Source organism: Collinsella aerofaciens, from assembly GCF_901212495.1.
GTDB classification, from domain to species: domain Bacteria; phylum Actinomycetota; class Coriobacteriia; order Coriobacteriales; family Coriobacteriaceae; genus Collinsella; species Collinsella aerofaciens_H.
Window position 1 is genome coordinate 1 of sequence record NZ_CAAKNY010000011.1, and the last position, 23,707, is coordinate 23,707.

26 protein-coding genes and 1 tRNA gene are annotated in these 23,707 nt (G+C 60.9%); 18 read left to right on the forward strand and 9 right to left on the reverse strand.

Annotation, left to right across the window (positions count from 1 at the left end):
* Window positions 1-125: 125 nt before the first annotated feature.
* From SFLMC1_RS00515 to hisE, 6 genes are all read left to right on the forward strand, one after another.
* Complete coding sequence (locus SFLMC1_RS00515) at window positions 126-845, forward strand: imidazole glycerol phosphate synthase subunit HisH (RefSeq protein WP_154033539.1); 720 nt, start codon at window positions 126-128, stop codon at window positions 843-845.
* Window positions 842-1,585: a HisA/HisF-related TIM barrel protein gene (locus SFLMC1_RS00520; protein ID WP_152075012.1), complete on the forward strand. Its 744-nt coding sequence runs from the start codon at window positions 842-844 to the stop codon at window positions 1,583-1,585. The genes SFLMC1_RS00515 and SFLMC1_RS00520 overlap by 4 nt, the downstream gene beginning before the upstream one ends.
* A gap of 3 nt (window positions 1,586-1,588) precedes the next feature.
* Window positions 1,589-2,371, forward strand: a complete 783-nt coding sequence (gene hisF, locus SFLMC1_RS00525; RefSeq protein WP_152075011.1) for an imidazole glycerol phosphate synthase subunit HisF — start codon at window positions 1,589-1,591, stop codon at window positions 2,369-2,371.
* 140 nt (window positions 2,372-2,511) lie between these two features.
* Window positions 2,512-2,853, forward strand: a complete 342-nt coding sequence (gene hisI / locus SFLMC1_RS00530; RefSeq protein WP_152075010.1) for a phosphoribosyl-AMP cyclohydrolase — start codon at window positions 2,512-2,514, stop codon at window positions 2,851-2,853.
* Window positions 2,850-3,077 (forward strand): hypothetical protein, encoded by a 228-nt coding sequence (locus SFLMC1_RS00535; protein WP_152075009.1) that lies wholly within the window; start codon window positions 2,850-2,852, stop codon window positions 3,075-3,077. The genes hisI and SFLMC1_RS00535 overlap by 4 nt, the downstream gene beginning before the upstream one ends.
* A 15-nt stretch (window positions 3,078-3,092) precedes the next feature.
* Window positions 3,093-3,410, forward strand: a complete 318-nt coding sequence (gene hisE, locus SFLMC1_RS00540) for a phosphoribosyl-ATP diphosphatase (protein ID WP_117757622.1) — start codon at window positions 3,093-3,095, stop codon at window positions 3,408-3,410.
* Window positions 3,411-3,567: 157 nt separating this feature from the next.
* On the opposite strand, the gene SFLMC1_RS00545 is transcribed toward hisE, so the two are convergent.
* Complete coding sequence (locus SFLMC1_RS00545) at window positions 3,568-4,479, reverse strand: PHP domain-containing protein (protein WP_152075008.1); 912 nt, start codon at window positions 4,477-4,479, stop codon at window positions 3,568-3,570.
* A 308-nt stretch (window positions 4,480-4,787) separates the two neighbouring features.
* Between SFLMC1_RS00545 and larC the strand changes: the two genes are divergently transcribed.
* The 3 genes from larC to mazG all read left to right on the forward strand — a co-directional run bounded on the left by larC (window position 4,788) and on the right by mazG (window position 6,755).
* Window positions 4,788-5,273: a nickel insertion protein gene (gene larC / locus SFLMC1_RS00550; protein WP_226798447.1), complete on the forward strand. Its 486-nt coding sequence runs from the start codon at window positions 4,788-4,790 to the stop codon at window positions 5,271-5,273.
* A gap of 70 nt (window positions 5,274-5,343) precedes the next feature.
* Window positions 5,344-5,892, forward strand: a complete 549-nt coding sequence (gene yfcE / locus SFLMC1_RS00555; protein ID WP_152075006.1) for a phosphodiesterase — start codon at window positions 5,344-5,346, stop codon at window positions 5,890-5,892.
* Window positions 5,893-5,894: 2 nt separating this feature from the next.
* Entirely contained in the window at window positions 5,895-6,755 is an 861-nt protein-coding gene (mazG, locus tag SFLMC1_RS00560) for a nucleoside triphosphate pyrophosphohydrolase (RefSeq protein ID WP_152075005.1), read from the forward strand.
* Between the two features lie 39 nt (window positions 6,756-6,794).
* On the opposite strand, the gene SFLMC1_RS00565 is transcribed toward mazG, so the two are convergent.
* Window positions 6,795-8,210 (reverse strand): ATP-binding protein, encoded by a 1,416-nt coding sequence (locus SFLMC1_RS00565; RefSeq protein WP_226798446.1) that lies wholly within the window; start codon window positions 8,208-8,210, stop codon window positions 6,795-6,797.
* Between the two features lie 325 nt (window positions 8,211-8,535).
* On the opposite strand from SFLMC1_RS00565, the gene eno reads away from it, so the two are divergent.
* The 3 genes from eno (at window position 8,536) to SFLMC1_RS00580 (ending at window position 11,806) form a co-directional block, all read left to right on the forward strand.
* Window positions 8,536-9,825 (forward strand): phosphopyruvate hydratase, encoded by a 1,290-nt coding sequence (eno, locus tag SFLMC1_RS00570; protein ID WP_152075004.1) that lies wholly within the window; start codon window positions 8,536-8,538, stop codon window positions 9,823-9,825.
* A gap of 470 nt (window positions 9,826-10,295) precedes the next feature.
* Window positions 10,296-10,784 carry a hypothetical protein gene (locus tag SFLMC1_RS00575; protein WP_152075033.1) on the forward strand — a complete coding sequence of 163 codons (489 nt, stop codon included), beginning with the start codon at window positions 10,296-10,298 and terminating at the stop codon, window positions 10,782-10,784.
* 20 nt (window positions 10,785-10,804) lie between these two features.
* The gene (locus SFLMC1_RS00580; RefSeq protein WP_152075003.1) at window positions 10,805-11,806 is read left to right on the forward strand and encodes a hypothetical protein; all 1,002 of its coding nucleotides are present in this window, start codon (window positions 10,805-10,807) and stop codon (window positions 11,804-11,806) included.
* Window positions 11,807-11,961: 155 nt separating this feature from the next.
* Here SFLMC1_RS00580 and SFLMC1_RS00585 read toward each other — a convergent pair whose 3' ends face one another.
* The 3 genes from SFLMC1_RS00585 to SFLMC1_RS00595 form a co-directional block, all read right to left on the reverse strand.
* Complete coding sequence (locus SFLMC1_RS00585) at window positions 11,962-13,263, reverse strand: ATP-binding protein (protein ID WP_152075002.1); 1,302 nt, start codon at window positions 13,261-13,263, stop codon at window positions 11,962-11,964.
* 474 nt (window positions 13,264-13,737) lie between these two features.
* Window positions 13,738-13,822: transfer RNA gene (locus SFLMC1_RS00590), tRNA-Leu, on the reverse strand.
* A gap of 31 nt (window positions 13,823-13,853) precedes the next feature.
* Window positions 13,854-14,477 (reverse strand): hypothetical protein, encoded by a 624-nt coding sequence (locus SFLMC1_RS00595; RefSeq protein WP_152075001.1) that lies wholly within the window; start codon window positions 14,475-14,477, stop codon window positions 13,854-13,856.
* Between the two features lie 163 nt (window positions 14,478-14,640).
* Between SFLMC1_RS00595 and SFLMC1_RS00600 the strand changes: the two genes are divergently transcribed.
* Together SFLMC1_RS00600 and SFLMC1_RS00605 are read left to right on the forward strand one after the other, a co-directional pair.
* On the forward strand, window positions 14,641-14,928 hold the full coding sequence (locus SFLMC1_RS00600; RefSeq protein WP_152075000.1) for a PTS sugar transporter subunit IIB: 288 nt from the start codon (window positions 14,641-14,643) through the stop codon (window positions 14,926-14,928).
* Between the two features lie 11 nt (window positions 14,929-14,939).
* Window positions 14,940-15,314: a VOC family protein gene (locus SFLMC1_RS00605; RefSeq protein WP_152074999.1), complete on the forward strand. Its 375-nt coding sequence runs from the start codon at window positions 14,940-14,942 to the stop codon at window positions 15,312-15,314.
* Window positions 15,315-15,586: 272 nt separating this feature from the next.
* Here the strand turns inward: SFLMC1_RS00605 and SFLMC1_RS00610 are convergent, their stop codons facing one another.
* The 3 genes from SFLMC1_RS00610 to SFLMC1_RS00620 are packed head-to-tail and all read right to left on the reverse strand — an operon-like array spanning window position 15,587 to window position 18,203.
* Window positions 15,587-16,882 carry a sensor histidine kinase gene (locus SFLMC1_RS00610; protein WP_152074998.1) on the reverse strand — a complete coding sequence of 432 codons (1,296 nt, stop codon included), beginning with the start codon at window positions 16,880-16,882 and terminating at the stop codon, window positions 15,587-15,589.
* The gene (locus SFLMC1_RS00615) at window positions 16,866-17,642 is read right to left on the reverse strand and encodes a response regulator transcription factor (RefSeq protein WP_152074997.1); all 777 of its coding nucleotides are present in this window, start codon (window positions 17,640-17,642) and stop codon (window positions 16,866-16,868) included. The genes SFLMC1_RS00610 and SFLMC1_RS00615 overlap by 17 nt, the downstream gene beginning before the upstream one ends.
* An 18-nt stretch (window positions 17,643-17,660) precedes the next feature.
* Window positions 17,661-18,203, reverse strand: coding sequence for a DUF4342 domain-containing protein (locus SFLMC1_RS00620; RefSeq protein WP_152074996.1), 543 nt, complete (start codon window positions 18,201-18,203; stop codon window positions 17,661-17,663).
* 557 nt (window positions 18,204-18,760) lie between these two features.
* On the opposite strand from SFLMC1_RS00620, the gene SFLMC1_RS00625 reads away from it, so the two are divergent.
* Together SFLMC1_RS00625 and SFLMC1_RS00630 are read left to right on the forward strand one after the other, a co-directional pair.
* Window positions 18,761-19,000, forward strand: a complete 240-nt coding sequence (locus tag SFLMC1_RS00625) for a hypothetical protein (protein ID WP_152074995.1) — start codon at window positions 18,761-18,763, stop codon at window positions 18,998-19,000.
* 85 nt (window positions 19,001-19,085) lie between these two features.
* Window positions 19,086-19,811 (forward strand): metallophosphoesterase, encoded by a 726-nt coding sequence (locus SFLMC1_RS00630; RefSeq protein WP_152074994.1) that lies wholly within the window; start codon window positions 19,086-19,088, stop codon window positions 19,809-19,811.
* Window positions 19,812-19,826: 15 nt separating this feature from the next.
* Here the strand turns inward: SFLMC1_RS00630 and gluQRS are convergent, their stop codons facing one another.
* Window positions 19,827-20,846, reverse strand: a complete 1,020-nt coding sequence (gene gluQRS / locus SFLMC1_RS00635; protein ID WP_226814314.1) for a tRNA glutamyl-Q(34) synthetase GluQRS — start codon at window positions 20,844-20,846, stop codon at window positions 19,827-19,829.
* A 523-nt stretch (window positions 20,847-21,369) separates the two neighbouring features.
* Between gluQRS and SFLMC1_RS00640 the strand changes: the two genes are divergently transcribed.
* On the forward strand, window positions 21,370-23,313 hold the full coding sequence (locus SFLMC1_RS00640) for a DUF2207 domain-containing protein (RefSeq protein WP_187323788.1): 1,944 nt from the start codon (window positions 21,370-21,372) through the stop codon (window positions 23,311-23,313).
* A complete protein-coding gene (locus tag SFLMC1_RS00645; protein WP_152074993.1) occupies window positions 23,300-23,521 on the forward strand; it encodes a hypothetical protein in 222 nt (73 codons plus the stop codon). The genes SFLMC1_RS00640 and SFLMC1_RS00645 overlap by 14 nt, the downstream gene beginning before the upstream one ends.
* Window positions 23,522-23,707 lie beyond the last annotated feature (186 nt).

Genomic DNA, 23,707 nt, shown 5'->3' on the forward strand with positions numbered 1-23,707 from the left:
GGACAGGTTTATTTTGGCAGGTTTTATCTGCGGAAATGCTGTCTCATACGGTGGGTGAACGTTTGACCGACCAAAATAAACCTGTCCCTTTTTGGTAGGGTTTGAATGAGATAAGGGAGGGTCGCGTGGGCGAACCGAAGATCGTGGTGGTCGACTACCACAAGGGCAACTTGTCGAGCGTCGTGCGCGGGCTCGTGCGCGCCGGTGCTGCCGCCTGCACGTCGGACGATCCGGAGCAGATCCGCAACGCCGACGGCCTGGTCATCCCGGGCGTGGGCGCGTTCTACGACGCGATCGCCTTTATGCGCGAGAGCGACGAGGCGGACGCGGTGCTCGACGCCGTTGCCGCCGGAACTCCGCTGCTCGGCATCTGCCTGGGCCTTCAGCTCTTTTTTGAGCGTGGCGACGAGGGCGTGCCGGCGGACGAGGGCGTGCCGGCGGACGAGGGCGCGGACGCGGACGACGATGCCTCTGAGCAGGCCGGCGGCCCCTGGGTCGATGGCCTGGGCATTATGCGCGGCTCGTGCACGCGCCTGGAGTCGAGCCGCCTGAAGGTGCCGCACGTGGGCTGGGACCAGGTGCACATGACGCCCGCCGGTGCGGCCGATCCACTGCTTGCCGGTTTTGCCGAGGGTGCCAACATGTACTTCACCCACAGCTACGCGGTGGCCGACGACGCCGATGCCGCCGATGTGCTGGCGCGCACGCACTATACGCGGAGCTTTCCGTGCATCGTGCGCCATGGCAACGTGTGGGGCTGCCAGTTCCATCCCGAGAAATCCTCTGCGCTGGGTCAGCGCATTCTTAAGAACTTTGTGAGCATCGTCGAGGGGGCCGGCCGATGATTCTGTTTCCCGCAATCGATTTGATCGGCGGCAAGGTCGTGCGCCTGGAGCGCGGCGACCGCAGCCGCTGCAAGGTATATTCCGACGACCCCGTGGCTGTCGCCCGCTCGTTTGCCGAGCAGGGTGCGAGCTGGGTGCACGTCGTCGACCTGTCCGCTGCCTTTGGCGAGGACGAGGACGCGTGCGCTGCCAACTCGGCGGCGATTAAGGCCATCTGCGGCGTCGACGGTCTGTCCGTGGACGTGGGCGGCGGCGTCCGCTCGCTCGCGCGCATCGACGAGTTGGCCGGCTACGGTGCGCGTCGCATTGCGCTGGGCACCGTGCTGGTGACCGAGCCGGGTTTTGCCGAAGTGGCAGCCCAAGGCTTTGGCGAGTTGCTGGTGGCAGACATCGCCGCACGCGACGGTCAGGTCAAGGTGAACGGCTGGCGTGACGGCGCGGGCGTGGCACTCGACGACGCCGTGGCGCAGCTCACCGAGCTGGGCTTTAAGCATCTGGTGTATACCGATATCGCGCGCGACGGCATGCAGACGGGCATCGACGTCGCAGCATATCGCCATGTGGAGCAGGTCGCGGGCTTTCCCGTCGTGGCTTCGGGCGGCATCTCGACGCTCGACGATATCCGCGCGCTCGCCGCGGTGGGCGAGGATGCCATCGAGGGCGCCATTGCCGGCCGTGCGCTCTACGAGGGCAATTTTACGCTGGCACAGGCGCTGGCCGCCGCCCGAGGGGAGGAGTAGCCCATGCTTACCAAACGCGTGATTCCCTGTCTGGACGTCAAGGACGGCCGCGTGGTCAAGGGCGTCAACTTTGTGGGCTTGCGCGATGCGGGCGATCCGGTGGAGTTGGCGCGCGCCTACGACCGCGAGGGTGCGGACGAGGTCGTCTTCCTGGACATTACCGCCACGAGCGATAACCGCGCGACGACCATCGAGATGGCGGCGCATGCGGCCGAGGAGCTGGCCATTCCCTATACCGTGGGCGGTGGTTTTCGCGACTTGGCGGGCATGCGGACCATGGTTGCCGCCGGTGCCGACAAGGTGTCGCTTAACTCTGCCGCCGTGCGCGATCCGTCGTTGATCAGCCAGGCCGCCGCGGCGTTTGGCAGCCAGGCCGTGGTCGTGGCGATCGATGCCAAGCGTGTGGGCCTGCCCGGCGCATCCGGTGCCGATAGGTGGGAGGTCTTCACGGCGGGCGGGCGCAACGCCACGGGGATCGATGCGGTGGCGTGGGCCGAGGAGGCGGCTCGTCGCGGCGCCGGTGAGATTTTGCTCACCAGCATGGACCGCGACGGCACCAAGGCTGGCTTCGATCTGGCGCTCACCCGCGCCGTGGCGCGTGCGGTGCCGATTCCCGTTATTGCGAGCGGCGGCGTGGGCACGCTCGAGCATTTTGCCGAGGGTGTGATCGAGGGCGAGGCCGACGCCGTACTGGCGGCAAGCGTCTTTCACTTTGGAACCTTCAGCATTCGCGAAGTCAAAGAATATATGGCCTCTCAAGGCATCCCTGTCAGACTGGACTTTTAGCGCTGCGGACCGCCCAGGCACCGCATCTTGCCGCTCAAACCGTCGCTCGCGTACCAAAGTACGCGTCGCTCCTCTTTCGCGGCAACCTGCGGCACCTGGACAGCCCTCGCCGACCTGTGGGATTTAAATTGGGGAGAAAAATGGAAGAGATAACCGATCCTTCAAAGCTTACGTACGACGCCCGCGGGCTGATTCCTTGTGTGGTTCAGCAGTATGACACCGGTGAGGTGCTTATGGTTGCTTGGATGAACGAGGAATCGGTGGGGCTGACGCTCAAGACCGGGACCACGTGGTTTTGGAGCCGTAGCCGCCAGGAGCTCTGGAACAAGGGCGCGACGAGCGGCAACATGCAGGAGGTCCGCGAGCTCTGGGCCGACTGCGATAGCGATACGCTGCTGGTCGAGGTTGACTCGCCAGGCCCGGCCTGCCATACCGGCAACCGTACCTGCTTCTTTAAGCGCGTGGAAGGGGGCGTGCGATGAAAGTTGTGACGCCGTTCGAGGTCGCCGACTGCAACACCGAGCTCCTCCGCGCGGGCGTGCCATGCCGCGTGCACCTGACTGATGCCTGCGGGGCGCAGTCGCTTTGGCTCGAGGCCGAGAGGGAAAGGCTCGATGGGGCCCATGCCGTCATCGTCGAGTTCTTTGAGAAAAAGGGCGCAAAGCCTCGGTTCGATGAGACCGGTACCTACTTTACGCTGCAGTAACGAGAGGAAATAACCATGGGAGTCAGAACAGCTAACGTGCAGCCGGGAAATATCGGCGAGACGCTGACGGGACTGGCCGAGGTGATTCACGGTCGTCGCGATGCGTCGCCGGAGGAGAGCTATACCGCCCGTCTGCTGACCGACGTCGAGGACGAACTGCTCAAGAAGCTTGCCGAGGAGGCGAGCGAGGTCATCATGGCCTGCAAGGACAACGACCACGACCACATCCGCTACGAAGCCGGCGATCTGGTCTACCACCTGCTCGTGACGCTCGAACGCTACGGCATCACCCTCGACGAGCTGGCCGGCGAACTCAACGCTCGCCGCCACTAGTCATTGGCAGTCATTGGGGACGTTCTTAAGCGACTAGTCGTTAGGGACAGTCTTTCGGGAGTTGCCAATGAAATAGAAGTTGCGGTGGAATAGTTCTTGTTTGACGGTCTTAGGGCCATAAACAGGAACTATTTCACCGCAACTCATGAAGGGATGTCTAGGCGAGGGGCGTGGACTCCCATTCGCCGGTGGGGTGGGGGATGTCGAAGGTTCGATAACCGCAGTCGTAGGCATGGGCCTGAGCCTCGCGGATATTCCAGCAGATGTCGCAGGCGCGGTGTGCGTCCGAGCCAAAAGTAATCGGCACCTCGGCGTGGGCGAAGCAACGCAACAGCCCGGTCGCGGGATAGTAGTCGTCGAGGCCCTTGCGCGGTGCGGCGGTCGAGACCTCAACGCGGCGACCCGTATCGTGGGCACATTCGGCCATCTGCTCCCAAAACGGCGCCGGGTCAAAATCGGGCGCAAAGCCTTCCTTCGAAAAGCGCATGACCAGGTCGGGATGGGCCATCACGTCAAAGTTGAGTGAGCTTTCGCAAGCACGGCACCAGTCGTCGACGTAGCGCTCCCACACACCGCGTACCCCCAGGTTTTCCCAAACGTGCAGGTTGGTGTCATCGTCGATCCAACCGCAAAGGGAATCGGGCGTATCGGGGCGAGCGATGTTTTCCGTTCCCGCCGTACCCGCGGCACCGGCCATGATACCGCCGGGGTCGCCAATCCAGTGCACGCTGCCCAAGCGCACTATGGCACCCGCGGACCAGCGCTCAACCAAAGGCTCGCAACCTTCGTACCAATCGCATTCAAAACCGTAGATAAAGGCGAGCTCCGGCGCAATCTGTGCGGCGAGCTTGCGGGCGTCCTCAAAGGCCAGACGATGTGCTGGCAAGTCGCCCTCGACGACTTGCACCTCGCAGTTAGCATCCATGCTGGCGGGCAGGGTGAGGTGGTCGGTCGAGACCATGACACGGCATCCGGCGGCGGCAGCAGCGCGGACGTTGTCCTCAAACGTGGCATGGCCGTCCGAAAACGAGGTATGGGTGTGGCAATCGACCAGCGGGCAGGCGGACATGGCGACTCCTTTGCATTTGGTGAATCCGCTCCATTGTAATGGCGCGGCCCCCGATGCAACGAGCGCGCTGGGGGCCGAAATCGACTGGAAAGGCGGGTTGCGCGCGAGGGTCGCCACGCAGCATCGGCCCCGCGTCAAAACGTGTACGTCAGCCTCCAAAAGCTGCAGAAAATGACATGTTTGGAGGCTGACGTACATGTTTGGATAGGAGCGAGGGCGGCGATGGACGAAAGTCACGCCTGTGCCACGTCCGATGTGCTAGCGTTTGGGTGAATAAAATGAGCCCGTGCGGAAAGGATCCGGACCGTATGCAACGTGGAAGTACATCTCCGCTATCCCGCGAGACCGATGCGCCCGAAACTATCGTCAAGCTGGAGTGCGACATCGACGATGCGTCACCCGAGGTACTCGCCTATGCCGCGGACCGCCTGCGCGAGGCAGGCGCGCGCGAGGCGCACTGGCTGCCCCTTTACTGCAAGAAGGGCCGCCCCGGATGGCAGTTGCAGGTGATCTGCTCGCACGAGGATATCGAGCGCCTACAGACGATTATCTTTTTGGAAACCACGACCAACGGTATCCGACGCCAGGTAATGGAACGCGTCTGCCTGCCACGCCGCTTTGAGCGGGTGGCGACGCCTTGGGGCGAGGTATCCGTTAAGGTGGCGACCCTGCCCGACGGCATCGAGCGCGCGGCTCCCGAGTACGAGGATTGCGCCCGTCTTGCCCGTGAGCACAACGTGCCGCTCCAGCGCGTGATGCAGGCGGCCCAGAGCGTGGCGCTGCGATTCGAGTAACACGGTAGATGGGCCCCACATCCGCCGGACCCCATATTCAGCCCCATCAACCCCACCCGAAAGGACCACCATGAAATACCTCATCGCTTCCGACATTCACGGCTCGGCATACTGGACCGAGCGTCTGGTCGCCGCCATCGAATCCGAGCAGCCCGACCGCATCGTGCTGCTGGGCGACCTGCTCTACCACGGTCCGCGCAACGACCTGCCGCGCGACTACGCCCCCAAGCGCGTGATTCCGCTGCTCAACGCCCTGGCTGACCGCATCATCGCGGTGCGCGGTAACTGCGACGCCGAGGTCGACCAGATGGTCCTCGACTTTCCCGTCATGGCCGACTACGCCACGCTGTTCGACGAGGCCGGCCGCGAGCTGTTCCTGACACACGGCCACGTCTTTGGCGCCGGCATGCACAACAGCGTCGACCATGCGCCCGCGCTGCCCGAGGGCTCCGCGCTCGTCTACGGCCACACACACATCAAGGTTAACGAGGAAAGCACCGCGCACCCGGGCCTGTGGCTCTTCAACCCCGGCAGCGTGAGCATTCCCAAGGACGGTACGCACAGCTACGGCATCTACGAGGGCGGCGCGTTCCGTCACGTGGTCATGGAGGAGGAATAACCATGGCGCAGCATATGGCTCAGCAAAATGCCGAGGGCTCGCGCGATCTGTCCATGCTGGTCGACGCGTCGGCCGAGCTACAGCATCTGGTGCAGACCATCTGGCGTCTTCGTCAGCCCGATGGCTGCCCGTGGGACCGCGAGCAGACGCATCAGAGCATCGGCAAGAATATGATCGAGGAAGCCTACGAGGCGCTCGATTGCATCGAGGCGGACGACGTGGCGCATCTGCGCGAGGAGCTCGGCGACGTGCTCATGCAGGTCGTGCTGCATGCGCAGATTGCGGCGGACGCCGGTGAGTTTACGCTTGCCGATGTGGCGCGCGATATCGACGCCAAGCTCATCCGTCGTCACCCGCACGTGTTTGGCGATGCGGACGCCGACGGCCCCGACGAAGTGCTCAAGATCTGGGACGAGGTCAAACTTGCCGAGAAGGCTGCCAAGGACAAGGCCGTGGCAGCAGGCGAGGCTGCGCCCGAGGGCCTGCTCGACGGCGTGCCCACGCATCTGCCGGCGCTGATGCAGGCGCAGAAGGTGTCGCGCAAGGCAGCGGCCGTGGGCTTTGAGTGGGAGACGGTCCAGGATGTGTGGGACGAGGTCGCCGAGGAGCGTGCCGAGTTTGAGGCCGAGGCCCCCGGCTCGCCTGAACGCGAGATGGAGTTTGGCGACCTGCTCTTTGCCCTGGTCAACATTGCGCGCAAAGAGGGCATCGACGCCGAGAGCGCCCTGCGCGCGAGCACGGCCAAGTTCCGCCGTCGCTGGGCTGCGATGGAGGCTGCTGCGCGCGAGGCGGGCGATGACCTCGCCGCCTGCTCAACCGCTCAACTCAACGACCTGTGGGACCAAGCAAAAGCAAGCGAGTGAGACCTGCGTCTCTCACGGCATCCATTCGCAGAGAGGTCTCTACAAGCAAAAAGCCATATACAACGGAAGATGTGCCAGCTGCGCTTCGGCATCCCATTCGAGTTGTTTAGGGTGCAACACGTAAGCCGTCCCAATTTTCTTGTTAAAGCGCGCGCGGAATCGGTCGAGGGAGATGGTTCCGTATCTGCGTGGCGACTTAACTTCGATGGGGCTGATGCGCGGCTTTCCGGCGGCATTGACATAGGGTCGGGTAACGAGGAAGTCGATTTCCATGCGCTCCTCCCCCTCCTTCTTTCCGCTTTGGGAATAAAAGAAGAGCCTGTGTCCATTGGCCTTTAGAGATTGGGCAACGTAGTTTTCGGTAAGCATTCCTTCGTTCAATCCGATGTTGCCGCGAAGCACGGCCCTGTAAACGTCTTCATCGGTATCGTTGTTGTCAGAGAAGGCAAGCGTTACAAGCAGGCCGGTGTCTGCCATGTAGCACTTGAGTGCTGTTTGCTTCATGCTGAGTGAAAGGCCCACGCTCGGCTCGCTTGCGGCATAGCAGATATTGGCAATTCGCGCGTCTGCCAGCCAAAAGAAGGCTTCTTCGTAGGTGCGCATGCGCGCGTTTTTATCAAGTGAGGAAAGCTTGAATCGCTTTTCGTGCCTAGAGAGTTGACCCGGGATGCCATCGAGTACGGAGACGACTTTGAATTCGTAACCGGTTGCAAAACGAGAGATATCGTTGCGATAGAGCTGGACGATTCGGTGTTTCGATGCGTCGACGGGCGCAAAAGCGCGCTGTTCAACATAGATGGATACCGGCTCAGGCATGCCGCCTACGAGCATGTATTCGCGCATAAGGGAGAGCGCTCTGCGATGTAGGGCATCGGGGAGCGGCTTCATTTTGCTAAAGCTCATGCGAATGAGATCGGCCAGCCCCTTTTCGTTTATGCCCCAGAGGAACTCCTCAAAGTCGAGGGGCTCAAGTTCCAAAGACTCTTCCTCGGACGGGATGACGATATCTTTAATGTTCTGCTTGATGCTGAGCAGGGATCCAGTTTCGATGTAGTCGTAACGTCCGTCTGCAACGAGATACTTGATGAGTCCGCGTGCTTGCGGGTACATCTGGACCTCGTCAAAGACGATAAGCGTCTCGTGTTCATAGAGTTTGACGTTATAGAAAACCGAGAGATAGAGGAAGAGCGAGTCGAAGTCAGTGCGATAGTCCTCAAAATATTGCTTAACTTCGGCAGGTGCTTGAAAGAAATCAATGACAAGGCAGGACTTGTATTCGATTTCTCCAAACATGCGGGCAAGCGTGCTCTTGCCGACGCGGCGGGCTCCTTCAATAAGAAGTGCTGTTTTACCAGCGCTTTCATGCTTCCATTTTAGTAGTGTGTCATAGGCTTTTCGTTTAAGCATGGCTACCTCGTGCACGATATCCAGAACTTTTATAACCTGATTATGCACGATATCCAGAACTTTAAACCCTTAGATTTGCACGATATCCAGAACTTTGCACGATGCAAAGCACATTATTGGCTCTTACATTCTCAAGTCGGGTAGAAACGGAATGCGGATTGGAGATTTTAATGGAGAGGACCTCTTGAGATGAATGCCTGGTGTAAAAACAAGGGCCCAAAAGAATGATTTCTCCAATTCATATGTATCCATTGGCTAACTTAGGGCATAATGCAAAAAGTGCGACAAGGCTAACTTGAAAACCAAAGCGCCACATTGGCGCAATGCCGCGTCGCCAAGCATTCAACCCGTTTCCAAGTGAGAGGGAGACAACATGAGTGACATTTTGGACGTCTACGGTCGTGAAGTGCTCGACAGCCGCGGCAACCCCACCGTCGAGGTCGAGGTCGTGCTCGAGGACGGCAGCTTCGGTCGCGCGATGGTGCCTTCGGGCGCTTCGACCGGCGCTTTCGAAGCTTGCGAGCTGCGCGACGGCGACAAGGGCCGCTACCTGGGCAAGGGCGTCTCGCAGGCCGTCGAGCACGTCAACAACGAGTGCGCCAACGCCGTCGTGGGCCTCGATGCCTTCGATCAGCGCGCCGTCGATGCCGCGCTGATTGCCGCCGACGGTACGCCCAACAAGACCAAGCTCGGCGCCAACGCCATCCTGGGCGTATCGCTGGCAGTTGCCCGCGCCGCTGCCGAGTCGGCAGGCCTGTCGCTGTATCAGTACCTGGGTGGCGTCAACGCCCACCTGCTGCCCACACCTATGATGAACATCCTCAACGGCGGCGTGCATGCCGACAATAACGTTGACTTCCAGGAGTTCATGATTATGCCGGTGGGCGCCCCGAGCTTTGCCGAGGGCTTGCGTTGGTGCGCTGAGGTCTACCACACCCTCAAGGGCGTGCTGCACGAGGCAGGCCTGGGCGGCGGCGTGGGCGACGAGGGCGGCTTTGCGCCCAACCTCAAGACCAACGCCGAGCCGTTCGAGTACATTACCAAGGCCGTGGAGAAGGCCGGCTTTACGCCCGGCGTCGACTTCATGTACGCCATGGATCCGGCCTCGACCGAGTTCTACAACGCCGAGACCGGCATGTACGAGCTCAAGGGCGAGGGTGTTGAGTACACGAGCGCCCAGATGGTCGATTACTGGGAGAAGCTCGTCGACACCTATCCCATCATCTCCATCGAGGACGGCATGGCCGAGGAGGACTGGGACGGCTGGGTCGAGCTCACCCGGCGCATTGGCAACAAGGTGCAGCTGGTGGGCGATGACCTGTTCGTCACCAACACCGAGCGCCTCAAGAAGGGCATCGAGCTGGGCGCCGCCAACGCGATCCTGGTCAAGGTCAACCAGATTGGCACGCTCACCGAGTCGCTCGAGGCTATCGAGACCGCCAAGGAGGCAGGCTACGCTTGCATCGTGAGCCACCGCTCCGGCGAGACCGAGGACTCCACGATCGCCGACCTGGTCGTGGGCGTCAACGCCGGTCAGATCAAGTCGGGCGCCCCGTGCCGCAGCGACCGTATCGCCAAGTACAACCAGCTCATCCGCATCGAGGACGAGCTCGAGGACAGCGCGCGCTACGCCGGCAAGGCCGCGTTCTACAACATTCGCTAAACAAGTGGTGCTCGCGGGGGGGCGGGGTTGACTCGGCTCCGCTCCACTTCTGATGGCTGCCATTGGGCGCTGGGCCGTGTGGCTCAGCGCCTTTTTTATGTCGAGCAAAGGCTGGCGAAGGAAGTGCGGGCGCTCGTGCTATAACTAAAGGACTTAGCGCAAACAAACCTCAACCGCACAAGGCGCACATGGATCAGATTTACGACAACAGGTATTATTCCGCCGGTTCGCACGAACCGTCGTCTCGTCGTGCACGTACGGTGCAGCTCGGTGGGTCCGGCTACACTGGTGCTGACCGCCCCGCGCAACGTCCGCCAAACACCTCGCGTCCCCGTGCGCAAATGAATACGTCGGCGGACCGTCCGCCACGTTCGGCGCGCGCGACGCATGCTTCGCGCGCGCAGAGCCCCTCGGCTCAAGCGCACGAAAAGTCGACCAGGCCCTCGAACCGTCTTTTGGGCTCGGACTTCATGCACTACGCCAACGATAACGCGTTGGTCAAGGCAATCTACGACTTTACCCATGGGCCCCAGCGCGGGCTGTTTGTTGGCATTGTCGTCGCCCTGGCGCTCGTGAGCCTGTACTTTCCCGTTCGCGACCTCTACGTTGCCAAACGCTCGAGCGATATCTTGGCCAAACAGGTCGAGATTCGCCAACAGTACAACGACGAACTGCAAAAAAGCGTCGACAAGTTGCTCTCGGAGCAGGGTATCAAGGATGCGGCATCCGAGGACCTGGGCCTGGTGATGCCCGGCGAGAAGAGGATTGAAGTGCAGGGCCTGGACGGCGATTCGGATTCGTCTTCGAGCAAAAAGTCCTCGAACGCCAAAAAGGCCAGCGAAGTGGCCAAGGAGATTGAGGAAGTCGGCAAGGACGCGCCGTGGTACATTCAGACGCTCGACATGCTGTTTGGTTTTAACGGCGTCGAAGGTCAGACGGTCGCGTCCAGCGGCAAGTAGCGCCCAGAGGGGAGCCCGCAATGGCAGATTGCAAACGATATAAGGTGGCGGCGATCGACCTGGGAACGGTGTCGTCGCGACTGGTGCTGGCGCAGGTCGAGGCCGGGGCAATCGTGGAATCGTCCAAGCATACCGAGATTACCGACCTGGGCGAGGGCGTCGACGCGACGGGGCGCTTTTGCGAGGCGGCGGTCGAGCGCGTGCTCGCCGCATGCCGCATGTTTGTGGACGAGGCGCGTGCTTTTGGGACCGTGTGCATCTGCACCACGTGCACGAGTGCCGCGCGCGATGCGTCTAATGCCGTGCTGCTGCTGGACGGCCTGCGCGATTTGGGGCTTGAGCCACAGGTGATTCCGGGTGAGGTCGAGGCGCGCCTGACATTTTTTGGCGTGGCGCACGACTTTGCCGGCGAGCGCATCATTGTTGCCGATTCGGGCGGCGGATCCACGGAGCTCGCGACGGGCGTCTATGCGCCGGAGAGCGGCGTCTTTGCGCTGGAAGGGACGCGCTCGCTGGACATCGGTTGTCGCCGCGTGACCGAGCGGTTTTTCTCGACACTGCCGCCAACGGACAGTGAGCTTGCCGCCGCTGCCGCGTGGGCAGGCGAGCAGTTCGCCGCCTATTTTGAAGGCCTGCCCAACGATTTTGAGCGTGCTGAGCGCCTGGTCGCGGTGGGTGGCACCGTCACCACGCTCGTTGCGCTCGTTCACGAGCTGGAGCCGTATGATTCGAGCTTTGTGCACCTGCGCGAGCTTTCGCTGGAGCAGGTCTCGGCTGCTGTCGAGCGCATGTCTGCGCTGGATGTTGCAGGCATTGCCGCGTTGCCAGGCGTGCAGCCCAAACGCGCGGGCGTGATCTTGGCCGGTGCCGTGGTAATTCGCGAGCTCATGCGCGCCGGTGGCTACGACACGCTCACCGTAAGCGAGAACAGCCTGCTTGCCGGCATGGCCGCCACCATTAACGAGGTTCTCGACGGCGCGACCCCCACCATCGCCTGGATCCCCACTCTCAGTACCCTTTAGCCATCCCCTCATAAGTTGCGGTGAAATACGGACCAAAATCGCCCTTTCGGGCACCAAATAGTCCCTATTCCACCGCAACTCAACAGCCGGCACCTGGGGACGTTCCTTTTCTGCCGGCATCTGGGGACAGTCCTTGCGGAGCGTCCCCACAGCGCCTATGCCAGCTTGTCGATTTGCCCAATCTCCCAAAGCGGAATATTGACGAGCATGCCCTCGTCTCTATATGCCGCCAGGGAGCTCCTCACGCAACGCTCGAGTTTGAATTTTTCGCAGGCTATTTTCAGGCTCTTCGCTTTAAGGTTCTCTGCCGCCTTGACCTCAAGCGGAAGCACGGTTCCCGCATGGTCAATGGCAAAGTCGGTTTCGGCATTGCCAGAGATAGAGGACCAATACGCGGGAGTTTTGTCCTGGAGCAAAAGTTCCTGCGCGACATATTGTTCGGTCAACGAACCTTTGAACTCGGTAAAAACAGCGGATCCGTTAAGAACGATGGCTGGAGAGAGGCCGGAGAGCGCTCCGAGGATGCCGGTGTCGATGCAGAACAGTTTGAAGCCCGAGAGGTCTTCGTAGCTCGAGAGCGGTGCCTTTAGAGCGGAAACACGTGACACCTTATGAACGATTCCGTAGTCCGTGAGCCACTGGAGGCTTTCCTCAAAATCGCGTGCGCGCGCTCCGGGGCGAAGGGCGCCATAGACAAACTTTTTGTTCTCCTTGGCAAGCTGGCCGGGAAGGGTTTTCCAAACCAACCTCATGCGTTCGACGATGCGGGCGGGTGTATGTTTGCCAAAATCGGATTCGTAAGCCTCGATGATTTGCTGTTGAAGTCTTCGGGCTTCGATGAAGTCGCGTGTCTCGGCGAAAGCGGAGACAACTTCGGGCATACCGCCGACAACAAGGTATTCCTTGAGCAAGTGCTCGAGCTTTTCGGTAACGTTTGCTAGAAGGTTCATGTCTGCGGCAAGGATGGCATCGGCGAGCGGGTTGCCGTCGACGGCACGAACGAACTCGGCAAACCCCATGGGACGCATGGTGAGCTGGTCAATTTTGCCGACGGGAAATGACTCGTTTTCGCGTCGGAGCGCGAGGCCCATATAGGAACCGGCTGCCACGATGTGGTATTCGGGTGCAAGCTCGTTGAAGTACTTGAGCGAGGTGATCCCGCGTGGTGCCTCTTGGATCTCGTCGAAGATGACGAGCGTGTCTGCCGGCGTTACGGTTTGGCCGCGCAGGAGTTCTATCTGGGAGATGATGCGCTTGGGGTCGAGGTCCCCATCGAACAGCGAGCGTGCGTTCGGCTCGAGCATAAAGTCAAAACGAATGGCGTTTTGATACTGCTGGCTTGCAAATTCGTTAAGAAGCCAAGTCTTACCTGTCTGGCGGGCCCCCTTAAGCAAGAGGGGTTTGCGATTCGCTCTTGATTTCCAAGCGATAAGTTCGCTCATAAGCTGTCGCTGCATATTGCCTCCCAACCCTTTCGGATAGTATAAGGCCATATGCGCATTTCCCTTGGAAAATGTGCGAGACAACCACATCTTTCAATCGAAAAATGTGGGAGACAAACACGTTTTTCCATCGAAAAATGTGCGAGTATCAACCTAAGCTGCGGTGAAATAGTTCCTAAATAGGCTGGTAAACGGCATAAACAAGAACTATTCCACCGCAACTCACCATCTGTACTGGCATCTAAAAGAAACGAGCCCGCATCCCTGGGGGACACGGGCTCGTAAACAATACGTGGTAGGGGCGGTGGGACGTCTGCGTATTTGCTGTGCAAATACGCACCGGCTTCGGTCGCCTGCCGGCGCCCTCGCCGGCTCGCTACGGACGCTGCGCGTCCGCTTGACGCTCGCCCCCTCGCGGGTTCGAGCCCCACCGGCATCCGAAAGAAACGAGCCCGCATCCCTAGGGGACACGGGCTCGTAAGCAATACGTGGTAGGGGCGGTGGGACTCGAACCCACAATCCTTGCGGCGAGAGATTTTAAGTCTCCTGCGTATGCCAATTCCGCCACGCCCCCGTAAGACTAGAAGTCTAGCACAAGCCGTCCGCTACGCGTTGACGGCCATCGAGTGTTGGCCTGACTTCTCCAGGAACTCTTGGAACTTGGCTTCGTCACCCTTGTTCTGGTACTGCAGGGCCAGCAGGTATTCCAGGCGGCAGCGCTTGACCTTGTCGTCACCGGCTTCCTTGAGCATACGCTCCAGCTCGGGAATGTCGTTGTGACGCTTGAGGATCATCGTGTCGTACATCAGCCGGCATTCGTGTGCGACTGCCTCGGCCTGACCGCCCTCGAAGCCCTTGATCTCGTGCAAAAGCTCCTTGGACTTTTCGCGGCTCTCCTGGCCAACGTAGTAGTTAAAGGCCTTGATCACCAGGTCGACACGCTGCATCTTGGGCAGGTTGAGGCTCAGCAGCAGGTCGAACATCTCGTCGGCGCGCTCGTGGTCCTCGCGTAGCAGATAGGAGTTCAGGCGCAGGTAGTCGCGGTTGTAGCGCGGATACAACATGCTGGTGAGTTTGCCGTCGAGCAAACGATCGAACTCGTCCCACTGTTTGGCAGCCATAAGCTGTTGCAGGCGCTTAAACGTGGTACGTTTTTTGAAGCTAAAGAATACCGACACGGCGATACAGATGACGACGACGGTGGTCCAGAGGGTGCGGGAATCGGGCATATTAGGGTCCTTAGTCGCTCATAAAGCGAGTGGTATGACAACACGTACTAGATGTATTATACGCAGTGTGCAAGCAAACTGGCATAAAAGCGCATCGAGGCTGAGTGCCATCGCTCGCTGCGGTACACTTAGCAAAAGTAAACCATGAAGGGAGACATTACCTATGAAGAAAATCGTTTTGGCTTGCGGCGCTGGCGCTGCCACTTCCACGCTTGTTGCCCAGAAGGTCGCCACCCTGCTCGACGCCAACGGTTACGCCGACAAGTACGAGATCGTGCAGTGCGCCATCTCCGAGGCCAAGGACACTTGCGACGAGGGCGCCGACCTGCTGATCGCCACCACCGTTGCCCCCGAGGGCCTCACCTGCCCGTATGTGAGCGGCGTGCCCTTCATGACCGGCATGAACCGCGTCGCTGCCGAGAAGGCCGTTCTTGACGTCATGGCTCAGTAGGCGCTGACTGTATGAGTGAGCAGAATGCCAACCCGGTAGAGCTCTTCGGCATGCGCGTTGCCCACGTGGGCATCAACGCCACCGACCCGGCCGATGCCCTGGAGATCGCGGAGCTGTTCTCGACGATGATGGGCCTGCCCGTCATCGAGACCCCGGTTTCGTACTTCAATGATTCGCTGGTCGAGGTCATGAAGCAGAATGGTCGTGGCGCCAAGGGCCACATTGGCTTTGCCGTCAATGACATTGACGTAGCAGAGAAGTGGTTCGTCGAGCGCGGGCTCGAGATCAACGAAGAGTCGCGCGTGCTGCTGCCCGACGGTGGCACCAAGCTCGTGTACTTTAAGCGCGAGTTCGCCGGCTTTGCCGTGCACCTGTGCCGCGAGTAGCGCACAAGTTGCTATAGTTAGCAAAAAATGGGGTAAGGCGTGTGGCCTTGCCCCATTTTTAATACCGAGAGGGTGACTGACGGGCTGCCGTAAATCGAAGGTGAATGGCTTTCCGCGAAGTGAACGAGTGAAATCGAACCCCTGGAGCATCAACACTTTGGAGGCACTGTTTCCTGCGGTTTTGGCGCCAAAAAGTGCGGATGCTTCGGGCGCCCAAAATAGGTCGTTCACTTCGCGGAAAAGCATTCACCTTCGATTCGTGAGAGACGCCCCTACCGCGGCAGGCGAATCGTAAAGCGGCTGCCGACGCCCTCGACTGAGGTCACACCGATGACGCCGCCGTGGTTGTCGACGATCCACTTGGCGATAGCGAGCCCCAGGCCCGAGCCCTGCGCGCCGGCATCGCGCGCGTTGTCGGCGCGGTAGAACCGTTCAAACGCGTGAGCTGCGGATTCCTGGTTCATGCCGATACCCTCGTCCTCAACGGCTATCTCGATCGTGCCCGTGCCCGCATCGGGTGTTATACCAAACGTGACGGTCGTTCCCGCATCCGAGTACTTGGCGGCGTTTTGCACGATCACGCGCAGGGCCTGCTTCACAAGCGCCACGTCGACAGATGCGTCGCAGCGCGGGTCGCTGGCAAACGCGGGGTCAAAAGCCAGCCGATACGCGTGCGCGGTATCAATCATCTGCGATTCCTCGCACACCTCGCCGACCAGTGCTGCCAGGTTGGTATGCGCACGCCGCAGGACCGTGCGTCCGGCATCGCCGCGCGCCAAAAACAGCAGCTGCTCCACGAGCTCCTGCATATGCTCGCTTTCGGCCTTGAGCGATGCGATGGACTCTGCCAGCACGTCCGGGTCGTCTTTGCCCCAGCGGTCGAGCATGTTCACGTAGCCCTGAATCACCGCGATGGGCGTGCGTAGCTCGTGACTCGCATCGTTGACAAAGCGCATCTGCTGCAGCTTGGCCTCTTGCATCTGGCGCAGCAGGCGGTTGAGCGCGACCTCGATACTCGCCAGATCGGCGTCGCCGGTGGTGACGCTCGGCGAGTCGACGCTCGCGCGTTCGATGGCTTGCTCCAATGTTTCCATCTTGCCGCCGGCGAGCTGCATGCGGCCGAGCTCGTCAACGCGCAGGGCCAGGTCGTTGAGCGGTGCCATAGTGCGGCGCACGCGACGGGCGCCGCCGAGCATATCGAGCACGCTGATAACCTGCCAGCCCGCAACGACAAGACAGAGAGGCCATAGCGTGACGAGGTCCTGTGCGAAGGGGAAGGTCTTGGTGCTACGCGCAAGCTCGACGGTATAGGTGAGCGTGGTCAGGTCCCAGCCGCGCGCGGGCGCCAGCGACATGCCGTGAACGGCGGCGCCGGGGATCCATCCCGCGGTAAACGCGCCGTCGGGCAGCGTCTGGTTGTAGCCATAGACGAGGATTGCCGCCGCAACAAGCAGCAGTAACAGATCCAGCCAGACGTAGCTCACCAAGCGGCGCCACATATAGCTCCAGTTGATGGCGCGGGCGATGGAGGTGACGCGCTTGGCCTCGTCGTTACGCGCGGCAGACATAGCCCACCCCGCGCACGGTCTGGATGATGCGGGCGCCGCCGGCGTCCTCGATCTTGGCACGCAGGTGCGCGATGTGCACGTCGACGTTGTTGGTGTCGCCCACGTAGTCGTAGCCCAGCGCCTCGTGCGCGATGCGCTCGCGCGTGAGCACGGTGCCGGCGTGCGCCATAAGCAGGGCGAGGACGTCGAACTCGCGGGCCGTGAGCGCGATGGGCGAGCCGCCGACCGTAACTTCGCGGCGGTCGGGGTCGAGTGCGACCGAGCCCACGGCGAGCGCGGTGGGGGAGGGCGCGGCAGAGGTCTTGGCCGAGTCGCCGACCGGGGACGTCGCGGCGGTACCGGCGCCCGTGGCGCCCTCCCCGGCCTCAACGCCGCCAACGCCCGAAGCTGTTCGCACGGCCTCCGCGCGCTTCAACGCCACGCGGATCCGTGCGAACAGCTCCTCAATCGCAAACGGCTTGGTCAGGTAATCGTCGGCGCCGGCGTCGAGCCCGGCAACCTTGTCCATCACGGCATCGCGCGCGGTGACCATGATCACCGGTACATCCTTGTGCTTGCGGACACGCCGCAGGACCTCCATGCCGTTGAGCTGCGGCAGCAGTACATCGAGCAGAATCAGATCGTAGTCGCGCTCCAATGCCAGGTCCACGGCGGTGCGGCCGTCGGCGGCGTGCTCCACCTGGTAACCCTCGTGCTCCAGCTCGAGTGTCACAAAGCGGGCGATTTTCTCTTCGTCCTCTACGATCAGGATCCGTGCCATGCGTGCCCCCGTCTGCGATTACTTGTCGTCGTTCAGATTTTGTTTGATATCGTCCGCGGCATTGGCAGCGCTGTCCATCAAGTTGTTGATGCTGCCGGGCACGTCGCCGTCGCTGTCGATGCGGTAGCGCATGCCAAAGAACAGGCCAATCAGCATCAGCCAGATCGTGGCACCCCAGGCAAACAGGGCGATGATGGGGATCAGGATGGGGATGTTGAGGATGATCGCATCGCGGCGCGTGGCGATAAACTTGGTGTCCAGGCTCAGGCGGAAGAGCTTTTTGAGGTACTCCCACACGCTGTCCATCTTCTTGGAGAAGTCGGTCTTTTCGCTCGACTTTTCGTAGGCGGCCTGCGCGGCAACCATCTCGGCAGAGGGCTCGTCGACCGGAACGGACTCGGTGGCGGCGTGCGCCGACGTGGTCTGGGTCTTGCCCTGCGACTCGAGCCAAATGATGGCATCCAGAACGTTGCCGTCGGTGGCGTCGAGCGCGGCCTTGGCATCGGTGTAGCTCACGTCGCACTTGGTGCGGATGGTTTCAACTTTTTCGAGGTCGTCCATGACCTGTCCTTTCGTTCGATGGGCGCGACGCCGGGCGTTTTGCCCGGGCGCGAGCGTTGCGTTCGGCGGCCTGCGTCGCGCGGCGCCGCCCCGCCCTTGGTCGAACTCTATAGTGCAGGATATAGATTAAGCGATTCTTGAGCCAAGATTAATGTTGGATGAGTTTTTGGGTGGCGGTGGGGAAGGGAGAGGTGTCCTTCTGGGTAGCTAGCAGCGAGGTCTAATACTTTTCCGAGAAGTGAACGAGCTAAATCGGACCCCCGAAGCATCGACACTTTGAGGGCGCCGTTTCCTGCGGTTTTGATGCCAGAATCCTGCGTTTATGCCGTTGAAAAATGCGGATGCTCCAGGGGTCCAAAAACAGCCGTTCACTTCTCGGGAAAAGTATTTGACCTCGATAGCGGGGGATGGTGAGCCGGTACAAAACGGCGTCAAGGGTTGGTCGAGCAGGCGGTGTCTCCATTGATGCCCGCACGACATGTGACACTTAATCTGCCGCCCTGCCCTGCCGCGACGGCACGTACCTGAATAACGACCCTCTAAGGAGTTCAATATCGATGAGTGGCAACACCAAACATCTCGCAAAAAAGTGTGTCAAGGACGCGGGGCCGTGTCTTGCGCTGTGCGTGGCCGGCGCAGCGGTCGCGCTGCTGGCTGTTCTAGGACCGTTCGATGCGCTCCGAAGTGCCAGTACCCTGCGCGTTTGCATGGCCCTTGCCGGCGCCATGATGACCGGCGGCGTACTCGATCTGATTTTTTGGGTACTTGACCCGTTTGGATGGAAGAACGAGGGGTAGGTCCTAAAGGATGGAAGGGCTGGAACGGTTGGCTTAGTGATCGTGCAGAATGTGGGCTAGCGACTTACAAAGAAGTGGTGATTCGATGACGGTCTATGTGACGGGCGATATTCACGGTGGCATCGACATGCAAAAGTTGCGCGATTGGGATCTTGGGGATAGTCTGACGAGCGATGACTATCTGATTGTCGCGGGCGACTTTGGCTTTCCCTGGGATTTCTCTGCCGAGGAATGTGCCGATATCGCTTGGCTGGAGTCGCGCCCCTATACCGTGCTGTTCGTCGACGGCAACCACGAGCGTTTCGACCATTGGGCAGAGCGTCCCATGGAGTTGTGGCACGGTGGGCTGACGCAGCGTCTGTCGGATACCTCCCCCATACGGCGCCTGACGCGCGGCGAGGTTTTTGACCTCGACGGCTCAACGGTCTTTACCATGGGCGGCGCCACGAGCGTGGACAAGGAATACCGCATTCCGTATTCCAGCTGGTGGCCGCATGAGCTGCCGAGTGAGCGCAACTTTGAGGAGGCGCGGGCAAAGCTCGACAGCGTGGGCTGGAAGGTCGACTACGTAATCACCCACACCTGCTCTACGCGCATGCTTTCGCCCACGCTCTATCCGGCACCCGGCTGGAATTGCCCCGCCGTTGACCGACTTACGGCATTTTTCGATGAGCTGGAGGACCGCTTGGGCTACAAGCGCTGGTACTACGGGCATTTTCATCGGGACGCCAACCCAGCCGAGCGCCACACCGTGCTCTACGACTGCATCGTTCGCCTGGGCGACGAGCTTATGCCCTGGGATGTTGCGTAGCGGCGATACGTTTGGCTACTCGACCGTTACAGTGATGTTCTCCCGGTGCGCGCGGATGACGTCCCAGCTAAAGTGCTCGGCCAGCTGCTCGGCAGAGCGCGGTGTGGTGTCCGGCGCGATGCCCGTTTGTCCGGCGAGCCATCCCAGCAGTGCCTCGGGCGCGCCAAAGCGGGCGCGTAGTTCGCCCAGGTCCAGATCGCGGTCGCGCTTGGAAAGGCGACGGCCATCCGGCGATATGATCAGCGGAATGTGCGCGTAGCGCGGCGTGGGAAGTCCCAGCAGATGCTGCAGGTAGATTTGGCGGGGCGTGGAGCCCAACAAGTCGCATCCGCGCACGACCTCGGTGGCGCCCATGGCGGCGTCGTCGACCACCACGGCTAGCTGGTAGGCAAACACGCCGTCGCTGCGACGCACCAAAAAGTCGCCGCACTCGGTGGCGAGCGCCTCGCATTGGGCGCCGTACGTGCGGTCCACAAATTCGACCACATCGTCTGCGAGGTCATCGACGGTGGGCACGCGCAGACGTGTGGCCGGGGCGCGCAGGGCGCTGCGGCGAGCGATCTCTTTGGCAGAAAGGTTTCGGCAGGAGCCGCGGTAGATGGGCGTGCCGTCGCTGGCGTGCGGTGCGCTTGCGGCGTGGAGCTCGGCGCGCGTGCAAAAGCAGGGATAGGTGAGGCCGGCGTCTTGCAGCTGGTGCAGGGCGCTCTCGTACAGATCCAGGCGATCGTGCTGGTAGTGGGGGCCTTCGTCCCACTCGAGTCCTAGCCATGCCAGGTCGTCGATCAGTTGGGCGGCAAGCTCGGGGCGCTTGCAGCGGTCGTCCAGGTCCTCGATGCGCAGCACGATGCTGCCGCCCTGGCTGCGGACCGAAAGCCACGCGCACAGGCAGCTGAACACGTTGCCCAGGTGCATGCGGCCCGAGGGCGACGGGGCAAAGCGACCCACGACGGGCGCGGGAGCGGGGGCGAGCTTGCTGTTGGGCGCCGTTGGCGCGTCCGCGGCGGGCGTTGCTATGTTGCGTGCTTTGATATCCATGCGGACGAGTATAGCGCGGGGTGGGGTGGGGGAGGCGTCGTCGATGCTCGCAAGTTGCCGAGGCCGCGTGTTGTGCTCGACGGGCACCGACTCAACATCTCGATTACCGCCCGCAAGCTTAGCCCCTTCAACCCCTCAAACGACAGAAACCCCGGCAGCTCTTCGCAACTGCCGGGGTCTCCGCGGAAAAGGGGGACATGATCCTCGAGCGAACGGGAAAGGGACAACCGTTTTCGCTCAACTGCTTTATGCCCCTTGCCCGCCGGCTCAATCAGCGCGTGTCGCAGCAACACAAAGCCACTACACCTGTGACGGAGCTGTGAAGTGGTATCTATCGTTGGTGCAGGCCGTGCCAAAGAGTGTCCCTAATGACTAGTCATTTAAGAACGTCCCCAATGACTAGCTGCTGGCGGCGGGCGTGACTTTCATCCCGTTTGGCGTTCCGGTCGCCTAGATATTCGTCATGTGCGTTCGCAAACGTGGGACAATGGCGCTGTTGGTTTTACAGACAAAGGATGTGCCTATGAACGCCCCCGTTGCCAAGACCTGTCGGCAGCGCCGCCTATTCGCGCGATTCGCTTCCGCCTGCGCGCTCGCCGCGCTTGCGTTGCTGCTGCTGCCTGCCGCCGCGCACGCCGACGGCTACTCCATGAGCCAAACCCACATCGGCGCCACGGTCGAGGCCGATGGCTCGCTGACCGTTGTCGAGAGACGCCAGTTTGATTTCGATGACGACATCAACGGCGTGTTTTGGGAGATCAATACGGGTTCCAACCAGCAGGGAGGCGCGGCGGGCGTCAATGTGCTGAGCGTCGAGGAAGATGGCACCGCGTTTAACAGAGTCGATTATGCAAACAAGGGCGACAACGGTGTCTATACGGTTGAGCAGTCCGACGGCGGCGTAAAGATCAAGGTTTTCAGCCCCCACGAGAGCGGCGACAGCGCGATTTATTACGTGAGCTACACCATGACCGGTGCGGTCATGAACTGGTCCGATACCGCCGAACTCTACTGGAAGTTTGTGGGCGACGGCTGGTCGGCGGATTCCGACGATGTTGAGATGGAAGTCCACTTCGCAAACGCTGCCGCGGGGACCCCGGCAACCAAGGGTGACAACTTCCGCGCGTGGGGCCACGGTCCGCTCACGGGCAACGTATCGCTCGACACGGACGAGCCTATGGTTACCTATACCATTTCCTGCGTGCACGAGGGTGAGTTTGCCGAGGCGCGCATCGCCTTCCCCAGCGATTGGGTACCGCAGCTTGCCGCCTCGAGCGAGGAACGTCTGCCGACGATCCTAAGCGAGGAGAAGGAATGGGCCGACGAAGCTAATGCCCGCCGCGCCCGCGCGCGCATGATTGCCAATGCACTTGCCGTGCTAAGTGTTGTCGCGGCGGTGGCCTTTACCGGCACAATCGTTGTGCTCAAGCTGCGCCGCCGCAAGCCAAAGCCGCTTTTCCAGGACGAATATTTCCGCGATGTGCCTTCGGCCGACCATCCCGCCGTGCTTTCGGCCCTCATGAACTGGAACGAGGTGCCCGATCAGGCATATATCGCCACGCTCATGAAGCTCACTGACGACCGTGTGATCAAGCTGGAGCAGGCGACCGTGACCAAGGCCAAGAAGGGTCTGTTGGGGCGTGAAAAAGAAGAGCAGACGTATCGCGTGACGGTGAGTGATGCGGGTTGGAAGTCGGCCAAGGGCATTGACCGCACGGTGCTCAAGGTCTTCTTTGCCGGCGCTAAGCCCGACGAGAACGGTGATCGCTCGCGCACGTTTGACGAGCTGCGGCACTACGTCAAGCAGCACGCCACACCCGTGGGCGACAAACTCGAGGACTATCAGAACACCGTTAAGGGCAAGCTGGCCGATAGCGAGTACGTTGCCTCGGACGGCATTGTCGCAATGGTGTTTTGCCTGGTTCTTGGTATTCTGATTGCCTTTATTCCCATGGGATCCATCTTCTTTACCGACGGCGCGCAGGCGAACATTATCGCCGCGGTTATCTCGGTGCCCATCGTGCTGGTGGGTATTGGCCTGGGCCTTACGTTTCGCCGCTTTACGCCGGAGGGCGCCGAGGTGGCGGCTCGCTGCAAGGCGCTCAAGCATTGGCTCGAGGATTTCACGCGCCTCAAGGAGGCCGTCCCGGGCGATCTGGTGCTGTGGAACAAGCTACTGGTAATGGGCGCAGCGCTGGGCGTTTCCAAGGAAGTATTGCGCCAGCTTGCCGAGGCCGTGCCGCCCGAGGTGCGCGAGGCCGACGGCTTCTACGACAATTACCCCTGCTACTGGTGGTACTACCATCATTACGGTACCGAGTCGCCGATGGATTCGTTCGACGGCGTGTATCACGAGAGCATTCGTGAGCTCGCGTCGAGCTCCGACAGTTCGAGCGGCGGCGGAGGCGGCGGCTTCTCGGGCGGCGGCGGTGGCGGCGCCGGTGGAGGCGGCGGTGGAACGTTCTAGCGAGCGCTTGCTTTGGGATGGACCTTTCTGGGCGGTTGCCTGGGAAGATCCATCCCATTTTTGTGCATCGAAACGGGCCAAGCTTTCTGCTGAGGACCTTCGCGCAAGGGGTGGTGGACAAAAAATGGCAAATATGAGTACTGTTGCCGAAATAGTTGCATTAATTTGCGTTCATTTATTGGCTTCTAATGAGAACATTTCTCGTTAAGAGCCAATTTTATCGAACATTTGGGGAGATACGTCAGCTCGCCCGGCTGACCGCCGTGTCTAAAAGCCTCAAAAATGCCCCAAATTGCTGCTACTAAAATGGTAACAGTACTCATATTTGATGTTTTTTGACCACAGCCATTTGCAGACCCCCAGGCTACTCATTGGGGACAGACTTAAATGACCA